Annotated in this window: 16 protein-coding genes; 13 read left to right on the top strand and 3 right to left on the bottom strand. The window is 71.7% G+C overall.

The window, feature by feature from the left end; all coding sequences use genetic code 11:
- The first annotated feature begins 224 nt into the window (after nt 1–224).
- The 3 genes from ND747_RS22040 (at nt 225) to ND747_RS22030 (ending at nt 2,973) form a co-directional block, all read left to right on the top strand.
- Complete coding sequence (locus ND747_RS22040) at nt 225–1,625, top strand: lytic transglycosylase domain-containing protein (RefSeq protein WP_251735976.1); 1,401 nt, start codon at nt 225–227, stop codon at nt 1,623–1,625.
- A 50-nt stretch (nt 1,626–1,675) separates the two neighbouring features.
- Nucleotides 1,676–2,041, top strand: a complete 366-nt coding sequence (locus ND747_RS22035; RefSeq protein ID WP_251735974.1) for a transposase — start codon at nt 1,676–1,678, stop codon at nt 2,039–2,041.
- A gap of 158 nt (nt 2,042–2,199) precedes the next feature.
- Nucleotides 2,200–2,973 carry a TylF/MycF/NovP-related O-methyltransferase gene (locus ND747_RS22030; protein ID WP_251735973.1) on the top strand — a complete coding sequence of 258 codons (774 nt, stop codon included), beginning with the start codon at nt 2,200–2,202 and terminating at the stop codon, nt 2,971–2,973.
- Nucleotides 2,974–3,006: 33 nt separating this feature from the next.
- Here the strand turns inward: ND747_RS22030 and ND747_RS22025 are convergent, their stop codons facing one another.
- Nucleotides 3,007–4,521 (bottom strand): M20/M25/M40 family metallo-hydrolase, encoded by a 1,515-nt coding sequence (locus ND747_RS22025; RefSeq protein WP_251735971.1) that lies wholly within the window; start codon nt 4,519–4,521, stop codon nt 3,007–3,009.
- Nucleotides 4,522–4,600: 79 nt separating this feature from the next.
- Here ND747_RS22025 and ND747_RS22020 point away from each other — a divergent pair, with 79 nt between their 5' ends.
- The 10 genes from ND747_RS22020 to ND747_RS21975 all read left to right on the top strand — a co-directional run bounded on the left by ND747_RS22020 (nt 4,601) and on the right by ND747_RS21975 (nt 17,204).
- On the top strand, nt 4,601–5,476 hold the full coding sequence (locus ND747_RS22020) for a hypothetical protein (protein WP_251735969.1): 876 nt from the start codon (nt 4,601–4,603) through the stop codon (nt 5,474–5,476).
- Nucleotides 5,477–5,483: 7 nt separating this feature from the next.
- Nucleotides 5,484–6,125, top strand: coding sequence for a VTT domain-containing protein (locus tag ND747_RS22015; RefSeq protein WP_251735967.1), 642 nt, complete (start codon nt 5,484–5,486; stop codon nt 6,123–6,125).
- 222 nt (nt 6,126–6,347) lie between these two features.
- A complete protein-coding gene (locus ND747_RS22010; RefSeq protein ID WP_251735965.1) occupies nt 6,348–7,184 on the top strand; it encodes an undecaprenyl-diphosphate phosphatase in 837 nt (278 codons plus the stop codon).
- A 1,097-nt stretch (nt 7,185–8,281) separates the two neighbouring features.
- Nucleotides 8,282–9,499, top strand: a complete 1,218-nt coding sequence (gene pdhA, locus ND747_RS22005) for a pyruvate dehydrogenase (acetyl-transferring) E1 component subunit alpha (protein ID WP_251735964.1) — start codon at nt 8,282–8,284, stop codon at nt 9,497–9,499.
- Entirely contained in the window at nt 9,496–10,536 is a 1,041-nt protein-coding gene (locus ND747_RS22000; RefSeq protein WP_374216295.1) for an alpha-ketoacid dehydrogenase subunit beta, read from the top strand. Before pdhA ends, ND747_RS22000 begins: the two co-directional genes overlap by 4 nt.
- 3 nt (nt 10,537–10,539) lie before the next feature.
- Complete coding sequence (locus ND747_RS21995) at nt 10,540–11,994, top strand: dihydrolipoamide acetyltransferase family protein (protein ID WP_251735962.1); 1,455 nt, start codon at nt 10,540–10,542, stop codon at nt 11,992–11,994.
- A gap of 106 nt (nt 11,995–12,100) precedes the next feature.
- Nucleotides 12,101–13,087: a prephenate dehydratase gene (gene pheA, locus ND747_RS21990; protein ID WP_251735960.1), complete on the top strand. Its 987-nt coding sequence runs from the start codon at nt 12,101–12,103 to the stop codon at nt 13,085–13,087.
- A gap of 611 nt (nt 13,088–13,698) precedes the next feature.
- Nucleotides 13,699–14,673, top strand: a complete 975-nt coding sequence (locus tag ND747_RS21985; protein ID WP_251735958.1) for a ParA family protein — start codon at nt 13,699–13,701, stop codon at nt 14,671–14,673.
- A 403-nt stretch (nt 14,674–15,076) separates the two neighbouring features.
- On the top strand, nt 15,077–16,495 hold the full coding sequence (locus ND747_RS21980; RefSeq protein ID WP_308204670.1) for an FAD-dependent oxidoreductase: 1,419 nt from the start codon (nt 15,077–15,079) through the stop codon (nt 16,493–16,495).
- Between the two features lie 286 nt (nt 16,496–16,781).
- Nucleotides 16,782–17,204, top strand: coding sequence for a molybdopterin-binding protein (locus tag ND747_RS21975; RefSeq protein WP_251735956.1), 423 nt, complete (start codon nt 16,782–16,784; stop codon nt 17,202–17,204).
- A gap of 86 nt (nt 17,205–17,290) precedes the next feature.
- Here the strand turns inward: ND747_RS21975 and ND747_RS21970 are convergent, their stop codons facing one another.
- Both ND747_RS21970 and ND747_RS21965 read right to left on the bottom strand, forming a co-directional pair.
- Entirely contained in the window at nt 17,291–18,808 is a 1,518-nt protein-coding gene (locus tag ND747_RS21970) for a class I adenylate-forming enzyme family protein (RefSeq protein ID WP_374216294.1), read from the bottom strand.
- Between the two features lie 50 nt (nt 18,809–18,858).
- On the bottom strand, nt 18,859–19,701 hold the full coding sequence (locus tag ND747_RS21965; RefSeq protein WP_251735984.1) for a mycofactocin-coupled SDR family oxidoreductase: 843 nt from the start codon (nt 19,699–19,701) through the stop codon (nt 18,859–18,861).
- Between the last annotated feature and the right edge of the window lie 366 nt (nt 19,702–20,067).

Here is a 20,067-nt window from a genome sequence, read left to right as displayed (position 1 = left end):
CACGATCGGAAGACCGGGGTCGGCGCCCACGGAAACCGCATTCCAGGGACAGGGATGCGGCAGGCCGACCCGCCGGGTTCCCTCGTGGTTCCCGGCATCACCCCTTTCCGGGACGCAGCCCCGGAAAGGAGGAGGTGGATTTCACGTCCGGCCGGTTCGACAGGTGTCGCGTGCGTCGACCGGACGGGGCGCACCGGCCCGTCATCGCAAGGGAGGCCCTCGGTATGAGCCGGCATCGGCATGCCGCCGACCACACCGCACGCCACCGCTCCCGGCGTCCCGCGCGCGACTCGGGTCGACACGCCCGCCGGCAGCACGCCCGGCAGCACGCCCGACGGCACACACGACGCCGCGATGTCCGGCGCGGACCCGCCACCGGTCTGCTCGCCACCCTCGCGGTGATCGGCCTGCTCGGCGCCGTCGGCCTGGGTCCCGGTGCTGTTGGGCCGGAGACGACCAGCATGGCCACCGCGGCCCCGGCATCGATCGCGCACCCACCGGCCCGCGACTACGACGACGATGTGCCCCCGCTGATCGCGGCACATCCGCCGACCGCCGACGCACCTCCTGCCGCCACCCCCGGCCAGGCCGGGCAGCCGGTGGCCGGCACACCGGAACCCGGTAACACCACCGCCCCGGCCGTCGCGGGGCCGGACTCATCGACCAGCACCGTCACCCTCACGGCCGCCGAGCGCCGGATTCCGGCCCGGGTGCTGGACGCCTACCGTGCGGCCGAACGGCGAGCGGCGGCGCAGTGGCCGGGCTGCCACCTTCACTGGCAGCTGCTCGCCGGCATCGGCCGGGTGGAGTCCGGCCACGGTGTCGGCCGCGTGATCAGGGCCGACGACACCATCACGACCCCCATCCTCGGCCCGGCCCTGGACGGCCAGAACGGCCGAGCCCTGATCCGCGACACCGACTCCGGCCGGCTCGACGGTGACCGCCGCTTCGACCGGGCCGTCGGGCCGATGCAGTTCATTCCGACCACCTGGGCCTGGGCCGGCCGCGACGGTTCCGGCGACGGACGCGCCGACCCGAACAACGTCGACGACGCCGCCCTCGCCGCCGCCGGCTACCTGTGCGGGCACCGTCACGATCTCGCCGAACCGGCGTCGCTGCGGGCCGCGATTCTCACCTACAACCCGTCGGACAGCTATGTGCGTGCCGTCCTCGCCTGGAGCGCCGCCTACACCACCATCGGCGCCCTGCCCGGCCCGACCGTCACCCCGCCGGCAACGCACCCGGGCAGCTCCCCCACCGCCCTCGCGCCGCCACCCGCACCGGCGCCGACGACCACCCCGGCCGTGGCCACATCCGTGGCGGGTCCGGCGACCGCGGGTTCGTCCGGCGGGTCGCCGACTCCTGATCCGTCTCCCGATCCGACCCCCGATCCGGCCGCGGAGCCGCCGCCGAGACCCACACCGTCACCTGTCCCCTCCGCTCCCGGGCGGCGCACGGTCGCCCCTTTCACAGCTCCGACCAGCAATCCGCAGGCCACCACGTCCCGGGCAGGTCCGTCGGAGGAGACCAGCCCCGCGGTCTCGCCCAGCGATGCACTGCTCGTCATCGCACTCACTCCCCAGAGCGGCTCGGGATCTCCCCGCGCGCCGACTTCCACCCCCTGACACCGAGCCGCCCATCGTGGGCGTGGCATTGAACGGAGACGAGACCTCACATGGGACGCCCCACCCGCTACACCCCCGCCTTCCGCGCGCAGGCCGTGGCGCAGGTCAGACAGAGCCGCCCGCGGCACGCCTCCGAGTGGGCGGCGATCCAGACCGTCGCCGCCGCCTTCGCCATCAGCGCGGAGACCCTGCGAACCTGGGTGCGCGGCGCCGAGTCCACCGCCGACCGGGCCCGGGCCGACCTTCGCCGGCACCAGGCCGAGATCCGCCGCCTGGCCCGCGAGAACACCGAGCTGCGACACGCCCTCGACCTGTTGCGCGCCACCGCCACACCAGCCGCCGGTAACCGGCCCGTCCACGGCGACCGTGGCACCCGGATGCCCGCGATCCGCGACCACGCTGTGCGTTCGCTGTGAGAACATGCTCACCCATGCACGACGACACGCCGACACAAAGTCACCAGACCACACAGTCGCCACACCACGACATCAGTGGACCGCTGGGACACCAGGCCACCGAGCCACGGGGCCGTCGGCATCAGCCCGGGAAGGCAACCATGACCACCAGGCAGCCCGTGAGCAGGAAGCTTGTCAAGGACTATGTGCGCCGGGCGGTGAAGCGCACCGGGTTCGAGGTGGTGCGCAGGCCGGGCTGGGAGGTTCCGGCCGGGATGGACGCGCAGGCGCTGGCGACGATCCGCGAGTCGGCGCCGTACACCCTCACTGACCAGGCGAAGGTCTTCGGGCTCATCCAGGGCGTCCGCTACCTCGTGCGCAGCGGAATACCCGGGGACATCGTCGAGTGCGGGGTGTGGGCCGGCGGGTCGACGATGGCGGCGGCGCGCACGCTGCTGGAGCTCGGGGACACCTCGCGCCACCTCTACCTGTTCGACACCTTCGAGGGAATGTCGGCGCCGACCGACCTCGACGTCGCGCCCGACGGGCAGACCGCCGCCGGCCTGCTGTCACGTTCCGACCGCAACCAGGCCGACTCCGCCTGGTGCGTCGTGTCCCTCGACGAGGTGCGGGCGAACGTCGCCCGGATCGGTTATCCCGCCGACCAGGTGCACTTCGTCCAGGGAAAGGTGGAGGACACCGTGCCCGAACACGCCCCCGAGCAGATCGCGCTGCTGCGCCTGGACACCGACTGGTACGAGTCGACCCGGCACGAGATGGAGCACCTCTACCCGCGCACCACCCCCAGCGGCGTGCTCATCGTCGATGACTATGGCTGGTGGAAGGGCGCCCAGCAGGCCGTCGACGACTATGTGCGGGCGCATGAACTTCCGCTGCTGCTCAACCGCCTCGGCCCGGAGGGCGGCGCCATCGGCGTCGTCCCAGCCCGGTAGTCGGCCCGGGCGGTGGAGCCGGGCGCCGCGGGATCACCCGGCCTGGCCGACCTGTCCTGTCCGGGTGGCCAGGTGGGCGAGGTAGTGGGCGAACATGCGGATGCCGCCGGCGGCCTGGGTCCAGTCGTAGTGCTCGTTCGGGGCGTGGTAGCCGTGGCTGGGCAGGCTCAGGCCCAGCAGGATCACGGGGGCCTTCAGGTACTCGTCCATGGTGAGGACGGCGCCGATGGACCCGCCTTCGCGGACGAACGCGGGGCGGCGGCCGAAAGCGTATTCGACGGCGTCCGCGGCGGCGTCGGCGTAGGGGCCGGTGTGCGGGCCGAGATACGGCGGCATCGCGGCCTCGAGCTCGACGTGGGCGTCGGGATGGCGGGCGGTGATGAAGTCGCGGATCAGCCCGAACACCACCTGCGGATTCTGGTGCGGGACGATCCGGGCACTGAGTTTCGCGGTGGCCCGCGGCGGGACGACGGTCTTCACCCCGGGGCCGGTGTAACCGCCGGTCAGGCCGTGCACCTCGAAGGTCGGCTCGGCCATGATGCGGCGCACGACCTCGCGGACGTCGGTGGTCCGTAGCGACGTCAGGCCGTGGGCGGCCATGAACGTCTCCACGTCGAAACCGGAGGCGACGAAACCGTCGAGTTCGGCGTCGGTGACGGGGGCCACCGCGTCGGCGAAACCGGGGACGAGCACCCGGCCGGTCACCGGGTCCACGCATTCGGCGATGATGCCGGCCAGTTCGGTGAGCGGGTTGCGGGCGGGGCCGCCGGTGAGGCCGGAATGGGTGTCGTTGCGGCCGGTGGTGACGGTGACCTCGAAGGTGACCAGGCCGCGCAGGCCGTAGTCGATCGCCGGGCGGTCCGCGGCGATCCAGATCGAGTCCGACACCAGTACGACGTCGGTGGCCAGGCGCGGCAGCTCGGCGCGGACGAACGCCTCGAAGTTCGGGCTGCCGATCTCCTCCTCCAGCTCCCAGACGAACCGGATGTTGACCGGCCATTCGCGTCCGACGGCGAACTGGGCGGCCTGCAGCGCGGTCAGCGCCGGGCCCTTGTCGTCGGTGCTGCCCCGGCCGTTGTAGCGGTCGCCGGCGATGGTCAACCGGAACGGCTCGGTGTGCCATTCCTGGCGGTCGGCGGGCTGGACGTCCAGATGGTTGTAGATCGTGACGGTCGGCCGGTCGGCCCCGGCCTGGTGCTCGCCGACGACGACCGGGTTTCCGGCGGTCGCCACGATCCGCGCGGACAGGCCGGCGTCGCGCAGCAGGGTCACCGCATGCTCGGCCGTGCGCGCGATGTCGGCGGCCCGCGCCGGATCCGCGCTGACCCCGGGGATGCCGACGAGCTCGGCCAGGCGCCGCTCGAACTCCGGCCGGCTCGCGGACACGTAGGCACCCAGCCCGCGCAGCAGCTCGTCACCACGGGCGGGGGGCACGGCACGGGCGGGGGGCACGGCGCGGTCGTCGAGAGGTGCGCGGCTGTCGGCCATCCGCCGATCGTACGGACCGGCACCCGGCTGGCCGTCACCGAGGCCCGTCCCATCGCTCACGGTCCGCCTCACACCGTCCTCACACCGCCGACGTGATGGTCTCGGTAGGCCCGCGCACCCACCTCGGAAAGGTCTGTGAATGCGGTCGTCCGTCCACCGTCTGTTGCCCGGCAGGGAGCCCGTCGCCGCGAAGGTTCCCGAGATCACCGGCCTGTTCTGGACCATCAAGATTCTTTCCACCGGGATGGGCGAGGCCACCGCAGACTTCCTCGCCTCGGTGAACCTCGTGCTCGCGGCCGCGATCGGCCTGTTCGGGTTCGCCGCCGCGATGTGGCTGCAACTGCGGACCCGGCGCTACCAGGCACCGGTCTACTGGTTCGCGGTGGTGATGCTCGCCGTGTTCGGGACGATGGCCGCCGACGGCCCGCCGATCGGGCACATCGGATCCACGGTGTTCTACGCGCTGGTGCTCGCCGCCGTGCTGCGGCGCTGGCACCGCACCGAGGGCACGCTGTCGATCCACTCGATCGTCACCCGCCGGCGCGAGCACTACTACTGGACGACGGTGCTCGCCACGTTCGCGCTCGGCACCGCGCTCGGCGATCTGACCGCCGACACCCTGCACCTGGGCTATCTGGCGTCCGGCCTGATGTTCACCGGGATCATCCTGGTTCCCGTGGTCGCGCGCCGCTGGTTCGGCCTGGGCGAGGTCGCCGCGTTCTGGGCGGCCTATGTGGTGACCCGTCCGCTCGGCGCGTCGTTCGCCGACTGGCTCGGCAAGCCGACCCACCGCCACGGTCTCGGCCTCGGGGACGGCACGGTGAGCGCGCTGGCGACCGTGCTCATCGTCGCGCTGGTCGCCTATGTCGCCCGCACCCGCAGCGACGTCCAGATTCCGCCGCCGCCCGCACCGCCCGCACCGCCCGCACTGCCGTCGCCGGCGGCGCCGGAGACGGTGGCCTGGCCCGTCCAGCCGGTGTGGGGCGCGGACGACTCCACCAGCTGGCGGCGGTGACCGGATCGTGACCCACGCCCTTGCGCTCAATGTGCTGGACGCGTCGTCGATCGCGTCCTCGGTCGGTCTGCTCGGGCTGATCGCGATCATCTTTGCCGAGACGGCGCTGTTCGTCGGCTTCTTCCTGCCCGGTGACTCGCTGTTGTTCCTTGCCGGGGCACTGTGTGCCGCGGACGCGGCGGCCTCCGGGCCTCACCTGCAGCTGGCGACGGTGCTGCCCGGGGTTTCCGTCGCCGCCATCGCCGGCGCGCAGACCGGCTACCTGCTCGGACGGCGGTTCGGGCCGCGGCTGTTCGACCGTCCGGACTCGCGGTTGTTCCGTCGCGCCCACGTGGAACGAGCCCACGAGGTGCTGCACCGCTACGGGTTCGGCCGGGCGGTGATACTGGCCCGGTTCGTCCCGGTGGTGCGGACGTTCATGAATCCGCTGGCCGGTGTCGTGCAGGTGCCGGTGAAGGCGTTCACGGTCAGCAACGTCGTCGGCGGCCTGCTGTGGGCGGACGGCCTGACGCTGCTCGGCTACGCGCTCGGCCGGGTGGTGCCCATCGACCGCTACCTCATCCCGATCACCCTGGTCATCATCGCCGGGTCGGCGATTCCCGTCGTCCGCGAGTACCGGTCCGGGCAGCGCGCGGCCACTCGCGGCTGACAACGGACGGGTGGGATCCGGTGGGCGGCGAGCCTCGACCCACCGGCCAGCCGGCCTCGGGGCGACCCGCGGCTCGGACGCGTACGCACGGTGTTCTACTGTGCGGATCGCAGCAGACCATCCCCGGGATCGACGGGTCGGGTCGCCGGCGTGGCGACCACGCCCGCCCGGACCGACCGCGCGGATCCCGCTCCGCGCCTGGATCCCGAAGGTATCGATCACGTGAGCGCCATCAGTGTCGGCCAGGCCGTGCTCCTGGGCATCGTCGAAGGCCTGACCGAATTCCTCCCGGTCTCCTCGACCGGCCACCTGAAGATCACCGAAGGTCTGCTCGGAATCAAGGTGGACGACAAGGCGGTGGTCGGATTCACCGCCGTGATCCAGGTCGGCGCGATCGCCGCCGTCCTCGTCTACTTCTTCAAGGACATCCGCCGCCTGCTCGCCGCCTGGTTCCGCGGCCTGCGTAACCCCGCCGCCCGCAACGACCGTGACTACGCCTTCACCTGGTGGGTCATCTACGCCACGATTCCCGTCATTCTGGTCGGGGTCGCCGCCAAACCGCTCATCGACGGCCCGCTCGCCTCGCTGTGGGTGGTCGCCGGATCGCTGGTCGCCGGCAGCGGGCTCATGTGGTTCGCCGACCGGTACGGCCGGCACAAGCGCGGCGAGGACGACATCAACCTGCCCGACACGATGATCGTCGGCTCGGCACAGATCCTCGCCCTGCTCTTCCCCGGTTTCTCCCGCTCCGGTGCCACCATCTCCACCAGCCTCATCCGCGACCTGGACCGGGTCGCCGCCACCCGGCTTTCCTTCTTCCTCTCCATTCCCACCCTGACCGGCGCCGGCATCTACGAGCTCAAGGACGCCGTCGGCGGTGGCGTGTCGGCGACACCGCTGGCCGTGGGCACCGTCGTCTCGTTCGTCGTCGCCTACGCCTCCATCGCCTGGCTGCTCAAGTACGTCGCGGCCCACACCTTCGACGCCTTCGTCGCCTACCGCCTCGTCATCGCCGCCGTGCTGGTCGGCCTCCTCGCCACCGGCGCCCTCAGCGCCTGACCCACCCCACCCACCCCACCCCAACCAAACATCATGATCAAGAGATGTGGAGGGTTGTTCAGGAATTCGGGGCCCGAATCCTTGAACAACCCTCCACACGGCAGTCCACAAAGCCGGGACAGTCGCGCCGAAGATGCGCGACGGACGGCGTCCGCGGTATCCGGGTCGGTACTGTCGGAATGTCGCGATGCGATACGCCTGCGGACGATCGCATGCTCCGCCCTCCCCTTCTCGACCGACCTCCCCTCGCGGGCCTCCACAAAAACTGTGGACGATCGGCAGCACGATTCCGGCGACCCAGGGACCGAGCGCCTCGCGGCCTACGGCCGGGCGCCGCGAAGCGCCGGCGGCCGGGTGTTCGTTCTTGGCCGGGGCGCCGGTTAAGAAGGCCCGTAGCGGCAATGACGGAGTCCACGACGCCGCTTCCCCGAACGGGCCACCAGGCCGGTTTTTACGGCCCGTCGAAGGTGGGACTGATGGCACCCTGGTCGTAGTGTCAACCGGGCGTGATTATTACCACGGCACAATCGCCGGACGGCCGTGGAAAATCGGTCGTGACGGCCGGTCGGATCGGGTACCGGCCGCTCGGCGCCGATTTCCCTCGGCGCGGCCACCGACATCCGGACCCCACCGGCGACGGACCCGACCCGGCCGGCAGCGAAAGGGTGAATGGAGACGGACAGCGACCACCGTCGGCAACCCCATGCCGCCGTCCGGCCCCGGGGACCGGCCCGTCCGGTCCCGGTCCCGTTGACCGCACCACACGAGCCACGCGACCCACGTCGCGCGGACTGACCGCCTGGACAACAGGGGGGTACTTCGCCGGACGGACCGGCGACACCGCCCGACGGCATCCGTCACCCGGGCAGCCTGCCCCTACGGCGGCGGCGGTCCGGATGCGTCCACCGCCGCGGTGACCGATCCGCGGTGAGCGCCGTGTCGAGCTCGAGGTTGCGTCGGGCCAGGCGCGCGGACGGCACAGGTCCTCGCGGCGGGCGTGGCCGAGGGCGCGCGACCGGATCGGCACCCGGGTGCGTGGGTGCGGTGTCCGTCCTGCCGATTCTCTAGCTCTTTGCCGCCCAGTCCGAAGGTGGGTCATGACCATCGTCCACGACAGTGTGCCGCCCGATCTGGTCGGGTCGGTGGGCCCCTGCGGCCCACGCCGTGACCCGGTGTCGCTGCTGCCCGAAACCGAGCCGGTACGCGTGCTGGGCACCCGGGCCGCGGCGGTCGGCGACCCGGACCTGGCCCGGGACCTGTACCGCCGGCTGCTGCTCGGCCGCCGGTTCAACCGGCAGGCGACCACACTGACCCGTCAGGGTCGGCTCGCGGTGTACCCGGCGTCCACCGGGCAGGAGGCCTGCCAGGTGACGGCGGCGATGGTGCTGGCCGAGCAGGACTGGCTGTTTCCCAGCTACCGCGACACCCTCGCCGTCGTGGCGCGTGGAGTGCGCCCGATCGACGCACTGACCCTCATGCGCGGGCATTCCCACTGTGGCTACGACCCGTACGAGCATCGGATCGCACCGCTGGCCACACCGCTGGCCACCCAGGCCGCGCACGCCGTCGGTCTCGCCCACGCCGCCCGGCTGCGGGAGGCGTCCGACCCGGCGTCCGCCGAGAACCTGGTGGCGCTCGCGCTGGTCGGCGACGGCGGAACCAGCGAGGGCGACTTCCACGAGGCACTGAACTTCGCGGCCGTGCTGAAGGCACCGGTGGTGTTCCTCGTGCAGAACAACGGTTACGCGATCTCGGTGCCGCTGGCGAAGCAGTCGGCGGCGCCGACGCTCGCGCACAAGGCGGTCGGCTACGGGATGCCCGGCCGGCTCGTCGACGGCAACGACGCGCTGGCGATGCACCAGGTGCTCTCCGCGGCGGTCGCGCACGCCCGCGCCGGTCACGGCCCGGTGCTGGTCGAGGCGGTCACCTACCGGCTGGAGGCACACACCAACGCCGACGACGCCACCCGTTACCGCAACGCCGCGGAGGTCGAGCTCTGGCGGACCCGTGACCCGCTGACCCGTCTGGAGACGCACCTGCGGACCGCCGGCCTGCTCGACGACACGGGCGCCGAGCGGCTGGCGGCGCAGGCCGAGGAGCTGGCCGCGGAGATCCGCGCCCAGTTCGACGCGGCCCCCGAACCCGACCCGCAGTCGCTGTTCGCGCACGTCTACGCGTCGCCGACGAGCCAGTTGCGCGAGCAGGCCGCTGACCTCGCCGCCCGCCTGGCCCTGGACGAAGATCCCGACGCCGACGCCGACCCTGACCACGACCACGACGGCCTGGACCGGAACAACGGGAGTGACCTGCGATGAGCGGCGCGACGACGGTGACCTCGCTGCCCGCCGGGCAGCCGTCCGGGCACGGCGATCGGCCGGCGGCCGCGACGTCCGTGACGATGGTGAAGGCACTCAACGCGGCACTGCGCGACAGCCTGCGGGCCGATCCGACGGTGCACGTCCTCGGTGAGGACGTGGGGCCGCTCGGCGGCGTCTTCCGGGTCACCGACGGGCTGGCCGCGGAGTTCGGCTCCGCCCGCTGCCTGGACACCCCGCTGGCCGAGGCCGGCATCCTCGGCACCGCCATCGGCATGGCGATGTACGGGCTGCGCCCGGTGGTCGAGATGCAGTTCGACGCGTTCGCCTACCCGGCGTTCGAGCAGCTCTTCTCGCATGTGGCCAAGATGCGCAACCGCACCGGCGGACGGATGGGCCTGCCGATCACCATCCGGGTCCCCTACGGCGGTGGGGTCGGCGGGGTCGAGCATCACAGCGACTCCAGCGAGGCCTACTACGCGCACACCCCGGGTCTGCACGTCGTCACCCCGGCGACCGTCGCCGACGGCTACGGCCTGCTGCGCGCGGCGATCGCCTCCGACGACCCGGTCGTCTTCCTCGAGCCCAAGCGGCTGTACTGGACGACCGCCCCGCTCGAGGACACCGCGCCGATCGGGCGGGCGGTGGTGCGCCGGACCGGGACGTCCGCCACGCTGCTGACCTACGGGCCGAGCCTGCCGGTGTGCCTGGCGGCGGCGCATGCCGCCGAACAGGACGGCCTCGACCTCGCCGTGGTCGACCTGCGCTCCCTGGTGCCCTTCGACGACGCGACGGTCAGCGCCGCGGTGCGGGCCACCGGACGTGCCGTCGTCGTGCACGAGGCCAGCGGGTTCGGCGGGATCGGCGCGGAGATCGCCGCACGGGTCACCGAACGCTGCTTCCACCAGCTGGCCGCGCCCGTGCTGCGCGTCACCGGTTACGACATCCCGTATCCCCCGCCGATGCTCGAAAAGCACCACCTGCCCAGCGTCGACCGCATCCTCGATGCCGTCGCCCGACTTCAGTGGGAGCAGTAGCCCGTGCCCGCGGTTCGTGAGTTTCCCCTGCCCGATCTCGGCGAGGGCCTGGTGTCCGCCGAGGTGGTCCGCTGGTTCGTCCAGGTCGGGGACGTCATCACCGTCGACCAGCCCGTCGCCGAGGTCGAGACCGCCAAGGCCGTCGTCGAGGTCCCCTGCCCGTACGCCGGGGTCGTCACATCGCTGGCGGGCCCGGCGGGCAGCAGCGTCCTGGTCGGCGCTCCCCTGATCACCGTCACCGCGTCCGTCCCGGACGTCCCGAACACCCCGGACGGGCCGGGCAACATCCTGGTCGGCTACGGCGTGAGCACCGAACCCGACCGCCGCCGACCCCGTCGCCGACGTCCGGGCGCCCCCACGACCACGTACGGCAGCGGCAGCGGCAGCACGGTCATTCCGATCCCCCGTCCCGAGGCCAGGCTCAGCACCCGCCCCCACGACCCATCCCCCATCCCGGCCAGCACCACCGGGCCGGGCAGCACCGGGCCGAGCGCGGGCGGCACGGGTTCGGTCGCGGTCGTCTCACCGTTGGTGCGCCGGCTGGCCCGTGACCATGACGTCGACCTGCGGACGCTGCCCGGCAGCGGGCCCAGCGGGCTGATCATGCGCCGCGACGTCGAGGCGGCCATCGCCGCACCACGCCCGCGGCCCGCACCCGACTCGCCGGCCGTGTCCGTCACCCCGGCTGTGTCCGTCACCCCGACCGTGTCCGACGCGGCGTTCCCGTCCACGGTGGTGCCTGGCCCGACCGGACCAGATCGGATCGAGCCGTTCGACGTGCTGCGGCGGCGGGCCGCGCAGGTGTACACCCGCAGTCGCCGGGAGGTGCCTGACGCGACCTGCTGGGTGGACGCCGACGCGACGGCGCTGTTCGCGGCGAAGGACACCCTCAACGCCGGCGGCGCCGAACCACGCATCGGCCTGCTGGCGATCTTCGCCCGGGTGTGTGTCGCGGCCCTGCTGCGCGCACCGGAACTGAACTCGTCCCTGGTCACCGACGACGGTGGCCAGGCGACCGGGATCCGCCACCACGACGGCATCCACCTCGGCTTCGCCGCCCAGACACCGCGCGGGCTTGCGGTTCCGGTCGTCCACGACGCCCACCGGCGCACCACCGCCGAGCTCGCCACCGAGATCACCCGGCTGACCGCGGCGGCCCGCGCCGGACGTCTCACCCCCGCCGAACTCACCGGCGGCACGTTCACCCTGAACAACTACGGCGTCTTCGGCGTCGACGGCGCCACGCCGATCATCGCGCATCCGCAGACGTCCATGCTCGGCGTCGGACGCATCGTCGAGCGCCCCTGGGTCGTCGGCGGCGCGCTTGCCGTGCGCAAGGTCGTGCAGCTGTCGTTCACCTTCGACCACCGGGTCTGCGACGGGGCGACCGCCGGGGCGTTCCTGCGCTTCGTCGCCGACGCCACCGAGGACCCGACCGCGCTGCTGCGGCACCTGTGAGCCGCGTCCCCCGATGACCGCCACCGCCGGACCTCGCCTCCCGTCCATGACTCGCCTCCTGCCCGTGACGCCCGCGGGCGTCGCCCGTTCCACAAGGAGGTCTGCCGTGCCCGTGCGGGCCCGCTACACCTATCTCGGCCCCGAGGGGACGTTCAGCGAGATCGCTCTGCGGACGCTGCCCGAGGCGGCGAACGCCGAGCTCATCCCCGCCGTGTCGGTCACCGCCGCCCTGGACGCGGTGCGCTGCGGTGACGCCACCGGCGCCCTGGTCCCGATCGAGAACTCCGTCGAGGGCGCCGTCACCACCACGCTCGACGAACTCGCCACCGGTCAGCCGCTGATGATCGACCGCGAGGTGGTGCTGCCGATCAGCTTCGCGCTGCTGGTCCGCCCCGGCACCCAGCTCGACGACGTCAAGTCCGTCACCGGGCATCCCGTCGCCCAGGCCCAGGTACGACGGTGGCTGGCCACCTACCTGCCGTACGCCGAGTGGGAGTCGGCCTCGTCCAATGCCGAGGGTGCGCGGCTGGTCCGCGACGGTCGGTTCGACTGTGCCTTCGCCGGCGAGTTCGCCGCCCGCCGCTACGGCCTCGAAGCGCTGGTCACCGACATCAACGACGTCGCCGGCGCCACCACCCGCTTCGTGCTGGTGGGGCGGCCCGGCCGCCTCGGTGACCCCACCCGGGCGGACAAGACCTCCGCCGTCGTCTGGCTCGCCCACAACCACCCCGGGGCGCTGCTGGAACTGCTGCTGGAATGGGCCGTTCGGGGGGTGAACCTGCTGCGCATCGAGTCCCGCCCCACCGGCGAGGGCCTCGGCCAGTACTGCTTCTCCATCGACGCCGAGGGCCACGCCAGCGACCGTCGCGTCGCCGAGGCCCTGATGGGCCTGCACCGCCTGTGCCCGAAGGTCCGCTTCCTGGGCTCCTATCCCCGGGCCGGGGGCTCCCTCCCCCGCCCTCGGCACCGCACCCTGACCACCCCCGGGACCGGCCCCGACCAGGACGACGACCCCGCCTACACCCGCTCCGCCGACTGGCTCGCCCGCTGCCTGGACGGCCGCGAAGCCGCCACCCCCCGCGAAGCCGCCTGACCCCACCCGACGCGCTGGCACCGCCCGTTCGGGCCACCCGGCTGGCCCCCACGTCCCTGCCCACCCGGTCAGGGGCACCTTCGTCCACCCGAACGGGGAGGACCTCCGGCCGTCCGCCGTGGACCGGATCCCCGGCCGATGCGACCCCTCCACCGGAAACCCACACGGCCCAGACCTGCCGAGGCTTGTTCGAGCAGCACCGAGCCCTGATCTCCCGAACAGGTCTCGGCAGGATCGGCGGTGGCGTCGAACTCCTCGGCGCTGTGGTCATCCGGGTGTATGCCGCCGCCCCTCCAGACGGCAGGCTCCCGTGACTCGACCGCGCAAGCCGACCCAGGCGGGAAGGCGGCGCCACCCGGACGTGGACGTGCCGCGGCGACCTCGCGGAGCGGAACGGGGTCGGCCCTGGGACGGCCCCGGGGGTGTGGTGGGGGTACCGGGGCGGGTGCGGTGGGGGTGGGGCGTGCGTGGATGACAGGGCGACAGAACGGGCGGATCAGGGCATCGCCGTAGTCTGCATGTGAGCCGTGCACGGATGGGACGACCGTTTGGCCGCTGACGAGCTGACGTGCTGACGAGCTGACGTGCTGACGACGTGAAGTGAGGATGCCGTGAAGGTGGTGGCGGTCGCCAGCTACAAGGGCGGGGTTGGCAAGACCACGCTCACGGCCAATATCGGCACGGCGATCGCCCGCCTGGGCAAACGGGTGTTGATGGTGGACCTGGACCCGCAGGCGAACCTGACCTTCTCGTTCTACCGGCCGCAGGTGTGGCGCACGGAGCTGGCCGATCAGCGGCGCACGGTGAAGGCGTGGTTCGAGACGTGGCGTCCGCAGACCTCTCCGCCGCCGTTGGCGGGCTACGTCACGACTCCCCTCGAGGCGGCCGAGGCGATCAGCGCGGGCGGCGGGAAGCTGGACCTGATCGCGTCACATCTGGCGCTCGGCGACGTCGAGATGGATCTGACCGCCCGGCTCGGCGGCGCGCAGGCGCACCGGTCGACCCGGCACTACTTCGACGTCTACCAGCGACTGGCCCACGGGCTGGAGTCGCTGGATGCCGACGCCTACGACCTGGTCATGATCGACTGTCCGCCGCATTTCGGGGTGGTCACCCGGGCGGCGATCGCGGCGTGTGACCATGTGCTCGTCCCGGCGCGTCCCGACCTGCTCTCCACGCTCGGCATCGAGCATCTGCTGGGCAAGCTCGGCCGGTTCGTCTGGGAGTACAACCGGGTCGCCGAGCTGCAGTCCGGGCTGCATCCGGCGGTCAAGAAGCTCGACCCGCGGGTGCTCGGCGTCGTGCTCGTCATGGTGCAGTACTACCGGGGGCGGCCCACCAGCTTCCTGCGCCGGCACATCGACCAGATCGACGAGCTCGGTGTGCCGGTGTTCACCGCCATGCTGCGGGCGAGCAACCGGGCGTTCGCCGGCAGCGCCGACGCACAGCTGCCCGCGGTGCTGTCCATGGAGACGCCCTACGAGGTCGCTCGGGAGCTCGTCGACCTCGTGGAGGAGTTCCTGCGCCGGCTCGGCGCCTCCGGCCTCGGCTCCGAGGGCCTGCGCGGCTGGCGCGGCGACATCTGACCGCACGTTCTGACTGACCGTTCTGACCGTACGTACCGACCAGGCGTCTGTTGGGCGGACGGGCGACCTGGTGACGGGCGCTGTTCTTGCGTCACGTAGTCGGATTCTCTACGTTGAGACAGAACGTTCGGACGGTCATCCTGTTCGGGCGCATCGACCGCCGGCCGAGGAGTTCCCACGCGTTCCGTGCAAGAAGCGTCGAGCGCACTCCGGCGGATCGGACCGGAATTCCCCACTCATGCGCCGTGTTGGGTGTTGCGGGTATGAGACGGGTGATGTCCGAAAAGAGTGATGTCACAGAACCCCGGCGGCCGACGGCATGTGCCGGTTCGGGCGCCCGAGCCCGGCCGGCTGCGTACGCGGGTCCGCGCAGGCACCCGATGCCGGGAGAACGGGAGGAACCGTGTCCCAGCCAGTCACGTCCCAGCCAGTCACGGCCCGGACCCAGGTGGAGCCGCTGATCGTCGCGGTCGTCGGGTCAGGGCCGTCCGGGTTCTATGCGGCGAGCTCGCTGTTGGAGCAGACCGCCGTGCCGGTGCGGGTGGACATGTACGAGCGGCTGGCGACGCCGTGGGGGCTGGTGCGCTCGGGAGTGGCGCCGGACCATCCGAAGATCAAGACAGTGTCGGGCGTGTACGAGCAGATCGCCGCCCACGAGAACTTCCGGTTCTTCGGCAACGTGCACATCGGACGGGACGTCACCCGCGAGGAGCTCACCGCGCGCTACGACGCCGTCCTCTACGCGGTCGGCACGCAGACCGACCGGCGGCTGGGGATCCCGGGTGAGGACCTGCCGGGCAGCGTGTCGGCGGTTGACTTCGTCGGCTGGTACAACGGCCATCCCGAGTACGCGGGGTACACGTTCGATCTGACCGGCGAGCGGGCGGTCGTGATCGGCGCGGGCAACGTGGCGCTCGACGTGGCCCGCCTGCTGTGCTCGCCGTACGAGCGGCTGGCCCGCACCGACATCGCCGATCATGCGCTGACGGCGCTGCGGGAAAGCACCATCACCGAGGTCATGGTGGTCGGTCGCCGCGGCGCGGCGCAGGCCGCGTTCACCACGCCCGAGCTGCGGGAGCTGCCCGAGTTCACCGAATCCGGGGTGGACGTCGACCCCGCCGAGGTGGCGCAGCAGCCCGGTGAGGACGCGCTGTCCCGCTCGGCGAAGCGCAACCTGGCGGTGCTGCGCGGCTACGCCGCCACCCCCGTGCCCCCCGGCGCCCGGCATGTGACGCTGCGGTTCCAGCGCACGCCGCTGGAGATCCGCGGGGACGGCCGGGTCGAGGAGGTGGTGTTCGCCCGCAACGAGCTGAAGGTCGACGCGGACGGCTGGGTCAGCGCCGTCGACACCGGCGAGCGGGAGACCGTGCCGGCCAGCCTGGTGCTGCGCGCCGTCGGGTATCGGGGGGTCGCGTTCGGCGGGCTGCCCTTCGACGAGCGGCGCGGGGTCATTCCCAACGACCAGGGGCGCGTCCAGGGCACCGAACGGGAGTACGTCGCCGGCTGGATCAAGCGCGGGCCCACCGGCATCATCGGCACGAACCGCAAGTGCGCCGCCGAGACGGTGACCCGGCTGCTCGCCGATCTCGCCGACGGCTCGCTGCGCCGCCACGACCGGGGGGTCGCCTTCGACCACGACGTCGAGATCGTCAGCTGGCTGCTCGAACGCCAGCCGCATCTGGTCACCGCGGACGGCTGGGCGCTCATCGACGCCGCCGAGCGGGCCGCGGGCGCCGTCAGCGGCCGACCGCGGGTGAAACTCGTCCTCACCGACGAACTTCTCGACATCGCCCTCGAACGCCAGTCCGTGACTCCCCGGTAACGGTGGTGCCGGTTCGTCCGGCTGGCACCGTCAGGGGACGGGACGCAGGTCGCCGGTCACCTTACGCCAAGCCGACGTGCACGCTTCCGCGACCGCGGGAGTAACGACGGTTTAATCGCCTCGAATTACGGAAGAACGGCCGGTTGAATTCCGTAATGACGACACAGGGATGGTCGGCGTACATTGTCGGCCATGCCTCATTCATGGTTCGACCCCGTGAAGTCGACGCGCGTTCGGGGTATGACATCTCCAGGCCCCACCGAAAACCAGGGAATGGAGCGTCACCATGAGTCTGAGCATCCGCAACCAGCTGCCCGGCACCGTCGCCGAGATCACCGAGGGTGCGGTGATCAGCACGGTGACCGTCACGCTCGACGGCGGGCAGAGCGTCACCGCGGCGGTGACGGGCGCGGCCGTGCAGGATCTCGGGCTCAAGCCCGGCATCCCGGTCGAGGTGCTGGTGAAGTCCAACGAGGTGGCCCTGGCCACCGGGGACGTGTCGGGCCTGAGTATCCGCAACCAGCTGCGGGGCACGGTGTCCAGCGTCGAGTCGGGCAACGCCATGTCGGTCGCGCGGGTCACCCTTGAGGGCGGCGGCGAGCTCACCTCCGCGATCACGCTCGCCTCGGTGCTCGACCTGCAGCTCGCCACCGGTTCCCCGGTGACCGCGCTGGTCAAGTCCACCGAGGTCGCCCTGAGCACCGTCTGAGGCCGGGCAGCGCGGCCGAGCTGCCCTCCGCCCACCGGGTTTCCGCCCGCCGGTGGGCGGAACAGCTCGGCCGCCGCCAGCCGGGATCAGCCACCGCGGGCCTTCACGAGGGCGCCGCGGTTGACCTTGGTCGCCTCGCTGCGGGGGATCGCGTCGACGACCTCGACCGTCTTCGGGATCTTGTAGGCGGCGAGGCGGGATCGGGTGAAGGCGCGGATCTCCTCGGCGCTCGGCGGGGCGGCCGGATCGGCCGGCGCGATGATCGCGTGGACGCGCCGACCCCAGCTTTCGTCCTGCAGGCCCACGACCACCACGTCCGAGACGCCGGGATGATCGATGATCGCGGCTTCCACCTCGGCGGGGAACACGTTCGCCCCACCGGTCACGATCATGTCGACCCGGCGGTCGACCAGGTAGAGATAGCCGTCGGCGTCGAGGTAGCCGAGGTCGCCGGCGGTGGCGAAGCCGTCCGGGGTGCTGGGCAGGCGCGGCGCGTCGCCGACATAGGTGTAGGCGGGGGACGAGTTGCTGCGCAGGTAGATGTCGCCGATCTCGCCGAGCGGCAGCACCTCGCCGGCCGGCCCCAGTACGCACATCTCGGTGTCGCCGAGGCCACGCCCGACGCTGCCCTGATGCTCGAGCCACTCGTCGCCGCGCAGCGCCGTGAGACCGAGCGCCTCCGTCATCCCGTAGATCGAGACGATCTTCTCGGGCCCGATCAGCCCGATCCAGCGGTGCATGAGCGTGCGCGGCATGAGCGCCGCACCCTGGAGGATCCACTGGATGCTGGACAGGTCGCGGTCGTCGATGTCGGGCAGGGCGGCGATCCGCTGCAGCATGGTCGGCGTCGCGGTGAACGTCGAGATGCGATAGCGCTCGACGGCGTCGACGACCCGGGCGGCCTCGAACTTCTCCAGCACCACCAGCTGGTCGCCGGCGAACAGGTGCTGCAGGGTCGCGAAGCCGTTGGCGTGGTACATCGGCGCCGGCACGAGGATCGTCTCCGGCCGTGGCACGTCGACGCCCCAGGCCGCGATGAACGGCGTGGTCGCCCGCTCCAGGTACAGCGCGGGGCGCTCCATGACGATGATCTTCGGGTTGCCGGTCGAACCGCTGCTGCAGATGCCCTGGATCCGCGGGGAGACCCGGTCGGGCAGGTCCGGTACCGGGTCGTTCTCGGTGCTGGCGATCCAGTCAAGGTCGGCCGCGCCGAGGAACACCCGCCCGTTGACCGCGCTCTTGACCCGCTCGAGTTCCCACTCGGGCACGTCCCAGCGCACCGGCACCGGAGTGGCGCCAAGCTTCCAGGTCGCCAGCGCCGCGAGCACCAGCTGCGGCGAGTTGCGCAGACCGAGGGCGACCACATCGCCCAGGACCACACCCCGCTCGGCGAGCGCGGCGGCAAGCTGGGACGAGCGCTGGTCCAGCCAGGTGTAGCTGAACGCGGGCTCGTCACCGTCCAGGGCGATGTACCGCAGTCCGATGTCGTCCGGCCGTTCGGCCGCGAGCAGCCGCAGCCGAGCCGGCAGCGATACCGGCGCGTCTGCTGGTGCGCCTGTTGGTGCGCCGCCTGACTCTGACGCGTCTGTTGCATCGACAGTCACCGTCACGTCCTCCCCATGAGTTCGGCTGACCAGGTCTGTGGGACGACGGCTCAGGGGGTGGTGACGCCGGCGTCGACCGGCAGGGTGATCCCCGTGACGGCGCGGGCCTCGTCGGAGACGAGCCAGAGGATCGCGTTGGTCACGTCCTGCGACTGCAGGATGTTGATCGGCAGCAGCCGGGGGGAGATCGACACGACCGTGGCGTTCTCGCCGCTGTTGTAGAACTCCTCGAACTCGGGATTGATGACCATGGGCGTCGCCACGCCCATGGGGTGCACCGAGTTGACCCGGATGTTGTGCTTGCCCAGGTACTTCGCGTAGCCGCGGACCAGGCCGACGACGCCGTGCTTGGCGGCGTTGTAGCCGGCGATGCCGCCGGTGCCGTCGAGCATGCCGGACAGGCCGGCGGTGGAGCTGGTGACGACGATCGACCCGCCGTTGCCCGCGTCGATCATCGGCTGGGCGGTGACCCGGATGGTGTTGAACACCCCGGTCAGCATCACGCCGACCGCGTCGGCCCAGTTGCGCGCGGAGGTCTCGAGCGACTCGGCGGCCGTGGAGATGTGCATGACGCCGGCGTTGGCCAGCACGATGTCGAGCCGGCCGAACTCCGCGATCGTCTGCTTGGCGGCGCGGTCCAGGGCGTCGATGTCACGCACGTCGGCGATGATCGGCAGGCAGCGCCCGCCTTCGGCCTCCACCAGCGCGACCGTCTCGTCCAGATCGGCCTTGCTCGCCAGCTTGTACTTGATGGAATCGATCTGCGCGGCGATGTCGATCGCCACGATGTCCGCCCCTGCCCGGGCCAGCGCGACCGCGTGCGATCGACCCTGGCCGCGAGCGGCCCCCGTGATGTAAGCGACCTTTCCTGCCAGCCGGCCATCCCTCGACATGTGCACGCGCCTTCCTTGCCATACGGCCCTTGGCCACAGCCAGTGCCCGGACAGGTTTCCCTGCACGTCGTCTCGACAGGGCCGCCGCACAGCCCCGGCCGGGGCCCGCGAGGGCGAAGGGCGGACACGCTGCGCGACTGGTCGGTACGCCTCGCCCTGCTATCCCGCCCAGAGTGCTACGTCAACCACTGTCAACCACATACAGGAGGTTCGCGAGGATAATTTCAGATCACATTTTTGTGGGCAACTTTTCCAAACGTTCCCGACGTCCCCACGCGCACGGGGCGGAATGTCGGGGATGTCGTTCCCTGACATTCCGCCCCCACGGCCGGTGACGCCGGCCGCCGGCACCCGTGATCAGCGATC

It is taken from the genome of Frankia sp. R82, from assembly GCF_023716925.1.
Lineage (GTDB): Bacteria > Actinomycetota > Actinomycetes > Frankiales > Frankiaceae > Frankia.
This window is presented reverse-complemented; position numbering and strand designations above follow the sequence as displayed.

Bases quoted from the DNA above. Each gene is read 5' to 3' on its own strand.
- ND747_RS22020 (WP_251735969.1), top strand. From the start codon at position 4,601: ATGCGGTCGTCCGTCCACCGTCTGTTGCCCGGCAGGGAGCCCGTCGCC.
- ND747_RS21975 (WP_251735956.1), top strand. From the start codon at position 16,782: ATGAGTCTGAGCATCCGCAACCAGCTGCCCGGCACCGTCGCCGAGATC.
- ND747_RS22035 (WP_251735974.1), top strand. From the start codon at position 1,676: ATGGGACGCCCCACCCGCTACACCCCCGCCTTCCGCGCGCAGGCCGTG.
- ND747_RS22040 (WP_251735976.1), top strand. From the start codon at position 225: ATGAGCCGGCATCGGCATGCCGCCGACCACACCGCACGCCACCGCTCC.
- pdhA (WP_251735964.1), top strand. From the start codon at position 8,282: ATGACCATCGTCCACGACAGTGTGCCGCCCGATCTGGTCGGGTCGGTG.
- ND747_RS22000 (WP_374216295.1), top strand. From the start codon at position 9,496: ATGAGCGGCGCGACGACGGTGACCTCGCTGCCCGCCGGGCAGCCGTCC.
- ND747_RS21965 (WP_251735984.1), bottom strand. From the start codon at position 19,701: ATGTCGAGGGATGGCCGGCTGGCAGGAAAGGTCGCTTACATCACGGGG.